Annotated in this window: 10 protein-coding genes; 7 read left to right on the top strand and 3 right to left on the bottom strand. The window is 72.7% G+C overall.

The genetic code is table 11. From position 1 onward, the window contains the following. Positions 1-193: 193 nt before the first annotated feature. From AB3M82_RS09865 to AB3M82_RS09855, 3 genes are all read left to right on the top strand, one after another. The gene (locus AB3M82_RS09865; RefSeq protein ID WP_412957500.1) at positions 194-427 is read left to right on the top strand and encodes a DUF2795 domain-containing protein; all 234 of its coding nucleotides are present in this window, start codon (positions 194-196) and stop codon (positions 425-427) included. 87 nt (positions 428-514) lie between these two features. Further along, positions 515-1,555, top strand: coding sequence for an LLM class flavin-dependent oxidoreductase (locus AB3M82_RS09860; protein WP_412957499.1), 1,041 nt, complete (start codon positions 515-517; stop codon positions 1,553-1,555). Between the two features lie 102 nt (positions 1,556-1,657). Then, complete coding sequence (locus AB3M82_RS09855; protein WP_412957498.1) at positions 1,658-1,867, top strand: methyltransferase; 210 nt, start codon at positions 1,658-1,660, stop codon at positions 1,865-1,867. Positions 1,868-1,891: 24 nt separating this feature from the next. Here the strand turns inward: AB3M82_RS09855 and pheA are convergent, their stop codons facing one another. Further along, positions 1,892-2,842, bottom strand: a complete 951-nt coding sequence (pheA, locus tag AB3M82_RS09850; RefSeq protein ID WP_412957496.1) for a prephenate dehydratase — start codon at positions 2,840-2,842, stop codon at positions 1,892-1,894. Positions 2,843-2,954: 112 nt separating this feature from the next. Here pheA and pgm point away from each other — a divergent pair, with 112 nt between their 5' ends. From pgm to galE, 4 genes are read left to right on the top strand one after another with little or no spacing between them, the layout of a single operon-like run. Then, positions 2,955-4,604: a phosphoglucomutase (alpha-D-glucose-1,6-bisphosphate-dependent) gene (gene pgm, locus AB3M82_RS09845; protein WP_412957495.1), complete on the top strand. Its 1,650-nt coding sequence runs from the start codon at positions 2,955-2,957 to the stop codon at positions 4,602-4,604. A 26-nt stretch (positions 4,605-4,630) separates the two neighbouring features. After that, positions 4,631-5,791, top strand: a complete 1,161-nt coding sequence (galT, locus tag AB3M82_RS09840) for a galactose-1-phosphate uridylyltransferase (protein ID WP_412957493.1) — start codon at positions 4,631-4,633, stop codon at positions 5,789-5,791. After that, positions 5,788-6,972, top strand: coding sequence for a galactokinase (galK, locus tag AB3M82_RS09835; protein ID WP_412957491.1), 1,185 nt, complete (start codon positions 5,788-5,790; stop codon positions 6,970-6,972). The genes galT and galK overlap by 4 nt, the downstream gene beginning before the upstream one ends. Positions 6,973-7,020: 48 nt before the next feature. Further along, positions 7,021-7,998, top strand: coding sequence for a UDP-glucose 4-epimerase GalE (gene galE, locus AB3M82_RS09830; RefSeq protein WP_412957490.1), 978 nt, complete (start codon positions 7,021-7,023; stop codon positions 7,996-7,998). On the opposite strand, the gene AB3M82_RS09825 is transcribed toward galE, so the two are convergent. Beyond that, entirely contained in the window at positions 7,995-9,323 is a 1,329-nt protein-coding gene (locus AB3M82_RS09825) for an MFS transporter (RefSeq protein WP_412957489.1), read from the bottom strand. The genes galE and AB3M82_RS09825 overlap by 4 nt on opposite strands. Further along, positions 9,320-10,246 carry a polysaccharide deacetylase family protein gene (locus AB3M82_RS09820; protein ID WP_412957488.1) on the bottom strand — a complete coding sequence of 309 codons (927 nt, stop codon included), beginning with the start codon at positions 10,244-10,246 and terminating at the stop codon, positions 9,320-9,322. Before AB3M82_RS09820 ends, AB3M82_RS09825 begins: the two co-directional genes overlap by 4 nt. Positions 10,247-10,297: the final 51 nt, after the last annotated feature.

Genomic DNA, 10,297 nt, shown 5'->3' with positions numbered 1-10,297 from the left:
GTGTTGTGGTTAATCTCCCCGGACCGGCACGGGGCCCCGCCGCGAATTATCGGGGTGTAATCCCGGGCCCCGCGCCCGCCCCCCCCCCCCCCCCGCCCGCGGGGGGGGGGGGGGGGGGCGCGGGCGGGCGCGCCCCACGCCTCCCTCCCCCTCGTCCCCCCACTCGCAGTCTGCACTTCCCAAGGAGGAGCCCATGTCCCCCTCTCCCGCCCTCGACCGCTTCCTCACCACGATGGAGTACCCGGCCACGAAGGACGACCTCCTGCGCGAGGCACGGCGCGACGGACTCGGCGCCGACGACCGCGCTCTGCTCGCCGACCTCCCCGAGCAGAGCTACAGCGCCGCCTGGCACATCCGCTACCGCCTCGCCCGACGCTCTCTCGCCGACGCCTTCGCCCCGGCATCCGCCTCGCCGGTCGCCGCCTGACCGCCCCCCCGGGCCGCACGACCCGGGACGCGCACCCCGGACGGGCGAGCGGGAATGCCCCGCTCGCCCGCGCGGTTGCAGACGAGGATGAACGACGTCGCACTCTCCGTCCTCGACCTGGTGCCGGTGCGCACCGGGCAGACCAGCTCCCAGGCCATCGCCGCCTCGCTCTCGCTCGCCGAGACCGCCGATCGGCTGGGCTACCGCCGCTACTGGTTCGCGGAGCACCACAACATGCCCGCGGTGGCCTCGACCACGCCGCCGGTGCTGATCGCCGCCGCCGCGACGAGGACCTCGCGCGTGCGGCTGGGCTCGGGCGGCGTCATGCTGCCGAACCACGCGCCCCTCATCGTCGCCGAGCAGTTCGCCGCCCTCGAGGCCATCGCCCCGGGGCGCATCGACCTCGGTCTCGGACGCGCGCCCGGCAGCGACCCGGTCATCACCCAGCTGCTGCGCGGGTCGGGCACGACGAGCGACGTCGAGCAGTTCCCCCGCCATGTGCAGGACATCTCCGCCCTCGTCTCCGGCGACGGCGCGACCGTGCGCTTCACCTCCGGCGGCGAGTACACCGTGCGCGCCACCCCGGCGGCGACGGGTGCCCCCGAGATCTGGCTGCTCGGCTCCAGCGACTACTCGGCTCAGCTCGCGGCATCCCAGGGCCTGCCCTACGTCTTCGCGAACCACTTCTCGGGCCAGGGCCTCGAGCGTGCCCTCGACCTCTACCGCACCGGCTACCGCCCCAGCGAGGAGCACCCCGAGCCCCGCACGTTCCTGACCGTCAACGCCGTCGCCTCCCCCACGGTCGAGGAGGCCGAGGCCCGCGCCCTGCCCCAGCTGCGGATGATGGCGCGCCTGCGCCTGAACAAGCCCCTCGAAGCGCTCGAGACGGTCGAGGAGGCCCTCGGCGCCGAGTCGGATGCCGCGACCGATCAGGTCGTCGAGGCCGCCCGCGCGCGGTGGTTCGTCGGAACGGGCGAGTCCGTCGCCGCGGAGGTCCGCGACTTCGCCGCCCGCTGGGGCGTCGACGAGGTCATGCTGTCGCCCGTGGCCGGCTCGTACGCCGCGGAGCCCGCCGACTCGGCCCTCGGTCGCGCCCAGACCCTCGACCTCGTCGCCGCCGCCCTCTGACGCGCCCGGGCCCTCCGCCCCCTCCCGTCCGTCCCCTTCCGGGGCGGGGGTAGCAGGGGCGGGGAGGCGGGAGTAGCCTCGGCGATGGAGAGGAGTTCGACGATGAGCACCACCACCACACTCGCGCTGTGGGTCGCGTACGGGAAGAACGGCGTGGTCGGCAGCATCCGCCACGACGAGCAGGGGTATCAGGTGACGATGGCGGGAGCGGATGCCGCAGCCGGCACGTACCCGACCCTCACCGTGGCCAAGAGCGCGCTGTATTCGCGGATGGCGCCGGGCAGCGACTGGCCGATGTTCCGCGAGCACTGAGCCGCCGCAGGCATCAGCCGGGGGTCACGCCTCGGGTTCGCCGGAGAGGATGCCGCGCAGCCAGTCGCGCGCTTCGACGAAGACCTCGTCGGCGTAGCGCTCGGGGTAGTGCACGATCTGCCGGTCGGCGCGCGGGTAGGAGCCGAGGAAGACGACGCGCGGGCTGAAGCGGCGGATGCCGAGGAGCGCATCGGCCATGCGCTCGTGCTCGATGTGGCCGTCTGCGTCGATCACGAAGCGGTAGCGGCCGAGCTCGTCGCCGATGGGCCGCGACTCGATGAGCGAGAGGTTGATGCCGCGGGTGGAGAACTGCTCCAGCATCTCGAGGAGCGACCCGGGGTGGTCGTGGGGGAGCTCGACGATGAGCGAGGTCTTGTCGGCGCCGGTCGGCTCGGGCGGGGTGGTCGTGCGCGTGACGAGCACGAACCGGGTGACCGCCTGCGCGTTGTCGCCGATGCCGGAGGCCAGGACGTCGACGTCGTAGTGCTTCACGATGCCGGGGGCGGCGATGGCGGCCTGGGCGGGCAGTGTGCCGTCGAGCACGCCGATCGCGGAGGCCACGTTGCTGGACGCCGGCACGTGCGAGTGCGCCGGGATGTGCGCTCCGAGCCACCCGTGGCACTGCGCGTACGCCACCGGGTGGGCGGCGATGACGGTGACGTCGTCGAGGGTCGTGCCGCGCGGAGCGACGAGCACGAAGTTCACGCGCACGAGGTACTCGCCGATGATGCGGAGTCCGGGAAGGGTGGCCAGGGCATCCTGCGTGGTCGAGACGCCGCCCTCGATGGAGTTCTCGATCGCGATCATCGCCGCGAAACTGCGCCCCTCGAGCACGTCGGCGAGCGCCTCGCCGACGTTGTGCACCGGACGCCATTCCTGGCCCCGCGCCTCGGCCACCTGGTCGAGTGCCGCTTCCGTGAAGGTCCCCGCGGGTCCGAGATAGCTGTAGGTGCGGCGTTCGGTCACGCGTTTCACCCTATCCCTCCGCGATCGTTCCACGTCGCCGCGTCTCGTCCCCTCGAATCCCTCCGCGTCAATCCCCCGACGCGAAGTTTCGTCGCGGCGCCGATCGGTGCAGACTGAGGGGATGACGAGCCGTGCCGGCCTCCCCGCGGAGGAAACAGACCTCATCGACGTCGACGAGCTGATCGCCGCCTACTACGACCGCGCCCCCCGCCCCGACGTGCCCGGCGAGCGCGTGGCCTTCGGCACGAGCGGTCACCGCGGCTCCTCGCTGAGCGGGAGCTTCAACGAGAACCACATCCTCGCCACCACTCAGGCGATCGTCGACTACCGCACCCGGCAGGGCATCGCCGGTCCGCTGTTCCTGGGCCGCGACACGCACGCCCTGTCGCTGCCCGCCGAGCGCAGCGCGATCGAGGTGCTGGTCGCGAACGGTGTGGACGTGCGCGTCGACTCCCGCGACTCCTGGGTGCCGACGCCGGCCCTGAGCCACGCGATCCTCACGTACAACCGCGCGCCGGGGTCCGGCGAGGCCGACGCCGGCCGCGCCGACGGCATCGTCGTCACGCCGTCGCACAACCCGCCCCGCGACGGCGGCTTCAAGTACAACCCGCCCCACGGCGGCCCCGCCGACACCGACGCCACGGGGTGGATCGCCGACCGGGCGAACCAGCTCATCGAGAACGGCCTCGACGGCGTGAAGCGGGTGCGCTTCGCCGACCTGGACGCCGACACGATCGGCACCTACGACTTCCGCGACGCGTACGTGCGCGACCTCGCGTCGATCATCGACGTCGACGCGATCCGGCGCGCGGGCGTGCGCATCGGCGCCGACCCGCTGGGCGGGGCCTCCGTGGAGTACTGGGCCCTCATCAAGGAGGTCTACGACCTCGAGCTCACGGTCGTGAATCCCGAGGTCGACCCGACGTGGCGCTTCATGACGCTCGACTGGGACGAGAAGATCCGCATGGATCCGTCGTCGCCCTCGGCCATGGCGTCGCTCGTGGCCAAGAAGGGCGATTTCGACGTCCTCACCGGCAACGACGCGGATGCCGACCGGCACGGCATCGTCACGCCGGACGGCGGCCTGATGAACCCCAACCACTACCTGGCCGTCGCCATCGACTACCTCTTCTCGCACCGGGCGGAGTGGCCGCGCGACGCCGCGATCGGCAAGACCCTCGTGTCGTCGATGATCATCGACCGGGTGGCCGAGTCGTTGGGCCGGCGCCTCCTGGAGGTCCCGGTCGGGTTCAAGTGGTTCGTGCCCGGCCTGCTCGACGGCTCGGTCGCGTTCGGCGGCGAGGAGTCGGCGGGCGCCTCGTTCCTCCGCAAGGACGGCTCGGTCTGGTCGACCGACAAGGACGGCATCCTGCTGTGCCTGCTGGCCGCCGAGATCATCGCGGTGACCGGCAAGAGCCCGTCCGAGCGCTACGCCGAGCTCGAGCAGGCGTTCGGGTCGTCCGCGTATCAGCGGGTCGACGCCCCGGCGACGCCCGAGCAGAAGGCCGCGCTCGGCAGGCTGGCTCCGGATGCCGTGACCGCCACGACCGTCGCGGGCGAGGAGATCACCGCCAAGCTGTCGCACGCGCCCGGCAACGGGGCGGCGATCGGGGGCCTGAAGGTGCAGACCGAGCACGCGTGGTTCGCCGCCCGCCCCTCGGGCACGGAGGACGTCTACAAGCTGTACGCCGAGAGCCTGCGTGGTCCGGAGCACCTCGCCGAGGTGCAGGCGGAGGCGCGCGCCGTGGTGTCGGCGGCCCTCGGCGCGTAGGGCGGCGAGCACCCGGGGAGCGCGCGATGACGACCGAGAGCCTCGGCGGCGGCGTCACCAAGCGCCGGACCCTGCTCGCCGACGGACGCGAGCTGTTCTACTACGACGACCCCGGCACGACGCTGGGCTCCGAGCGCTCCGTCGACGCGCGCACCCTCGACCCGCGGCCGGCGACCGCCACCATGCGGCAGGACGTGCTGACCGGAGACTGGATCACGGTCGCGGCCAACCGCCAGAACCGCGTCATGATGCCGGCGGCCCACGCCGACCCGCTCGCTCCGCAGACACCGGAGAATCCGTCCGAGGTGCCGTCGCGCTACGACGTGGCCGTGTTCGAGAACCGCTCCCCGGCCTTCGGTCCCGCCCTTGCGGAAGCCGTCGGCGCGGCGCCCCGCGCGGAGGACGCCCCACGGGGCCTCGACGACCTGGACGCCCTCGACCTCGGTCGCACCCGCACGTCGGTCGGCCGCTGCGAGGTCGTGTGCTTCAGCCCCGAGCACACCGGCTCGTTCGGCACGCAGACCGTGACGCGCGCGCGCACCGTGATCGAGGCGTGGGCGGATCGCACCGCCGCGCTCTCGGCCCTCCCCGGAGTCGAGCAGGTCTTCCCGTTCGAGAACCGCGGCGAGGCGATCGGCGTGACGCTCCCGCATCCGCACGGGCAGATCTACGCGTATCCGTATGTGACCCCGCGCACCGCGCGCCTGCTCGACTCGCTCGACCGTGCGGGCGCCGACCTCTTCGACCGCATCCTCGCCTTCGAGCAGGCATCCGAGCGCGTGGTCCTGCGCGGCGAGCACTGGACCGCCTTCGTGCCGTTCGCCGCCCGCTGGCCGGTCGAGGTGCACCTCCTGCCGCATCGCCAGGTGCCCGACCTGTCCGCGACGACCGAGGCCGAGCGCGACGAGCTGGCTCCCTTGTACCTGCGCCTGCTGCGGGGAGTCGACGCGCTCTACGACGCGCCCACACCGTACATCGCCGCGTGGCATCAGGCGCCCGTGCATACCGGTCGCGACGCCGTGCGGCTGCATCTGCAGCTCACGAGTCCCCGTCGCGCCGCCGACAAGCTGAAGTTCCTGGCGGGATCCGAGGCGGCCATGTGGGCCTGGGCCGCCGAGGTCACCCCCGAGCAGGGCGCCGAGCGCTTGCGCACCGCGCTGGCCGCCGTCCCGGAGGTCACGGCGTGAACACGGCCCAGGATGCCGCGCGCGACCTGTTCCGGTCGGTGACCGGGCGCGAACCCGAGGGCGTGTGGTCCGCGCCGGGACGGGTCAACCTCATCGGCGAGCACACCGACTACAACGACGGCTTCGTGCTGCCGTTCGCGATCCCGCAGCGGACGGTGGCGGTGGCCGGTCTGCGCGCCGAGGACCGGATCCGGGTCGTCTCGACCTTCGCGGACGGGGCGGTCGAGGTCGCGCTCGCCGATCTCGACGCGCTCTTCCCTGCGGATGCCGGCTCCGCCGCCCGCGTGCCGGACTGGGCCGCATATCCGCTCGGGGTCGCGTGGGCGCTGCGTGAGGCGGCGCCGGATGCCGCCGCGCAGGGCATCGACATCGCGATCGCCTCGGACGTCCCCGTCGGCGCGGGCCTGTCGTCGTCCGCCGCGATCGAGGGCGCGACGGCATCCGCCCTGAACGACCTGTGGACCGCCAGGCTCGATCGCACCGCCCTCGCCCGTGTCGGCCGCCGTGCCGAGAACGAGGCGGTCGGCGCCCCCACCGGCATCATGGACCAGATGGCGTCGATGCTCGGGGCCCCCGACGCCGCGATCTTCCTCGACTGCCGCACGCTCGACGCGGTGCGCGTGCCGGTCGGCGTCGCCGAGGCCGGCCTCGTGATCCTGGTGATCGACACCCGCGTCTCCCATACCCATGCGACCGGCGGGTACCGCGAGCGCCGCGAGGCGTGCGAGCGCGGCGCGGCCCTGCTCGGCGTGCCGAGCCTGCGGGACGTGTCGGTGGCCGACCTCGACAGCGCCCGGCGACTGCTGGACGACGTGACCTTCCGTCGTGTGCGGCACGTGGTGACCGAGAACCAGCGCGTGCTCGACACCGTGCGGACCTTGCGCGAACAGGGCGCCCGGGCGATCGGCGACCTGCTGCTCGCCTCGCACGCGTCGATGCGCGACGACTTCGAGATCTCGGTGCCCGAGCTCGACACCGCCGTCGAGGCAGCGAGGGGCGCCGGTGCTCTCGGCGCCCGGATGACCGGCGGCGGCTTCGGCGGGGCGGCGATCGCCCTGGTCGAGCAGGATGCCGTGGATGCCGTGTCGGATGCCGTCCGCGATGCGTTCTCGCACGGCGGCTTCGCCGCCCCGACCGTGTTCCCGGTCACCCCGGCTGCGGGGGCGCGGCGCGACGCCTGACAGAATCGACCTCGGAGCCGGCGAGCGCGCGGCCCGGAGAGGAACGCAATGTCCTGGATCGTCACCGGCGGTGCCGGCTACATCGGCGCGCACGTGGTGCGCGCCCTCGCCTCCGCCGGACTCGAGCCGGTCGTGCTCGACGACCTCTCCAGCGGCGTCGCCTCGTTCGTGCCCGAGGGGGTGCCCTTCGTGCGGGGCAGCATCCTCGATCGCCCGCTGGTCGAGCAGGCGCTGCGCGAGCACGCCGCCGAGGGCGTCATCCACGTGGCCGGCTACAAGTACGCCGGCGTCTCGGTGCAGCGCCCGCTGCACACCTACGCGCAGAACGTGGAGGGCACCCGCGTGCTCCTCGAGGCCATGCAGGCGACGGGTGTCGCGAACATCGTGTTCTCCTCCTCGGCGGCGGTCTACGGCACCCCCGAGGTGGCGCTGGTCGTCGAGGACACCGCGAAGAAGCCGGCCAGCCCGTACGGCGAGTCCAAGCTCATCGGCGAATGGCTGCTCCGCGATCAGGCGATCGCGACCGCCGAGTCCGATGCTCCGCTCCGTCACACGTCGCTGCGCTACTTCAACGTCGTCGGATCGGCCGACCCGACCGTGTACGACGTGAGCCCCCACAACCTCTTCCCGATCGTGTTCGAGGCGCTGCTCGCCGGCAGGACGCCGCGGATCAACGGCGACGACTACGCGACCGAGGACGGCACGAACGTGCGCGACTACGTGCACGTCGGCGACATCGCGGCCGCCCATGTCGCCGCGGCCCAGCGGCTCGCCGCCGGCGATCCCCTCGAACCGGCCTACAACCTCGGCTCGGGCGACGGACTCAGCGTGAAGCAGATCATGGACGCGATGGTCCGCGTCACGGGCATCGCCTTCACCCCCGAGATCGGCCCGCGGCGCCCCGGCGACCCCGACCGCATCGTGGCCGACGGCACGCTCGCCGCCCGCGACCTGGACTGGCGCATGCGCTACTCGGTCGACGAGATGGTGCGCACCGGCTGGGAGGCCCGGCGCGCGGCGTCCTAGAGGTCTCGCGTGCGGATCGGGTAGAAGAAGAAGCACACCCACCCGAGGGCGGTGAAGCCCAGGGGCACCACGGCCAGCATCAGGCGGATGCCGCCGTCGACGCTGTCGGGCTGCGCATCGCCCAGGGTCGCGTCGAAGCCCGAGGCCGTGAGCACCCAGGCCGCCACGATCGCCTGCAGGACCACGGAACCGCGAACGACGAAGCCGTTCACCCCGAAGTACGCGCCCTCCCTCCGGTGACCCGTGCGCACGGCATCCTCGTCGATGATCTGCGCCAGCACCACCTCGAGCAGCTGCAGCAGCCCGCCCACGCCGACGCCCGCCGCGACCCCCACGAGAGCCGCCCCGAGCACGCTGGTGGGGATCAGGTAGCCGAGCACCGCGACGCCGAACACGCCGACGCTCCACAGCAGCGCGGTGCGGGGGCTCGTGCGCCGCACGATCGCGCTCCAGAGCACGATCGAAGGGATGGCGGTCACGAAGATCGCCCCGAGCAGGATGCTGCCCTCGCCCTCGGGTGCGCCGAGCGAGTACCGCACGTAGAACGGCAGCGCCGCGAGGATCACCGCGATCGAGGTCTGCACGCACAGGGAGCCGAGCACGTAGGGCACGAAGGCGCGATTCGCGAAGGTGTAGCGCAGCTGCATGCGCCAGGGCATCGGCGCGGCCGCCCCCGCCTCGGGCACCCGCCGCTCGATCATGCCCCCGGTGAACGACCAGACGAGCAGCACCAGGCAGACCGCGCCGAGCACGATCGCCATGCCGGGCCAGCCGATCGATCCGTACAGCAGCGGTGCGCCCGCGGTGCCGAGCACCATGCCGAGGATCGCGAAGATCTGCCTCGGGACGTTGCCCCGCGCCCGCTCGTCGGTCGTGCGGAAGATCTCGGGGAACAGCGCCGAGATGTTCAGGACCACCACCACGAAGGCGACGTCGTACACCGCGACGACGACGAGGAACCAGACGATCAGCCCGCCCACGGGCAGGGCCGGCGGCATCCACACCAGGGCGAACGCGACCACCAGCGGGACGATGCCGAGCCCGATCCAGGGGATCCGCCGACCCCACGGCGTGCGCAGGCGGTCGGAGATCGCCCCGACCACCGGGTTGAGGACGGCGTTGAGGATGCCGTGGGCGATCATCGCCGCCGCCACCCACCCGGCCGGCACCGCGAGGTGCGAGACGTAGAAGTACACCACGAAGGCGGAGAACGTCTGCGTCATCAGCTGCGTCGGGAATCCGGACGCGCCGAACGCGATGGTCTGCGCCCGCGTCGGCGCGGCGTCGAGTCGTCGGTCGCGCAGGCGCTCGGTGAATGTGGTCATCGTGTGGTTCCTCTCTGCAGGTCGCGCAGCGCCCGCCATCCGATGCGCACGAGCCCCTCCTCCTCGATGGCTGCGAGCACGGCGGAGTCGCTGAGCAGCCGCCGCTCGTACTCGCGCTTCTCGGAGCCGTAGTCGACGGCCGCCCGCAGCTCCTCGCCGCCGGTCATCGGGTGCAGGTAGATTTCGGTCACCCCGGCCGGGGCCGCGCGCAGCAGCGCGATGAAGCCGTCGCGCACCTGCTCGTAGCTCTCCTCGTGGTCCGTGCCCTCGCCCGAGAGCTCGAACGGGTGGGTCCAGAGGCGGTCGACGATCTCGATGCCGTGCTCCGCGGCGACGGTCGCGGCGAGGGCGAGCTTGCTCTGCAGCGCGGCATCCGATTCCGTGCCGTCCATGATCCGAGGGAGCCGGAAGGGCAGGCGGTGGCGGGCCGCGAGGGCGAACACGTGCTGCAGGAAGTCGCGGCCCGTCTCGAGCCCGTAGACCGAGCCCATGTGGTTGTCGAGGTGCGTCACGTCGACGCCGGCATCCAGGGCGCTCTGGAGCTGGGCGGCCAGCTCGGCGACGACCTCGTCCTCGTCCGCCTGCTGCTCCACCGTGACGACCTGCGGCGGGAAGAAGCCGTCCGCGTCGACGAGAGACCGTCCGTCCGTCAGCGGGCGCCACCGGTACCGGGTCCACTCGCTCGTCAGCACGAGATGCACGCCCACGTCGAGATCGGTGCGGGCCGCGGCGAAGGCGAGCGCCTCGGGCGACCACGAGCACGGCACCATCACGGTCGCCGAGTCGATGCGCCCGTCGGCGAGCAGCGCGGAGATTGCGGTGTTCGCCGCGTGGCACATGCCGAAGTCGTCGGCGTTGAGGATGACCGCGCGGGCGTCCGGGCCGAGGCCCAGGCGGGAAGTGAGGTCGGAGGGGGCGGTCATCGTCGCGTCGGTCCTGTCGGGTGGTGCGGGTGGTGGAGTGGGTGCCGGTGT

The organism is Microbacterium californiense (genome assembly GCF_047246625.1).
GTDB lineage: Bacteria > Actinomycetota > Actinomycetes > Actinomycetales > Microbacteriaceae > Microbacterium.
Note: the sequence above shows the minus strand (reverse complement) of the source record. Positions and strands in the feature narration are given on the sequence as shown.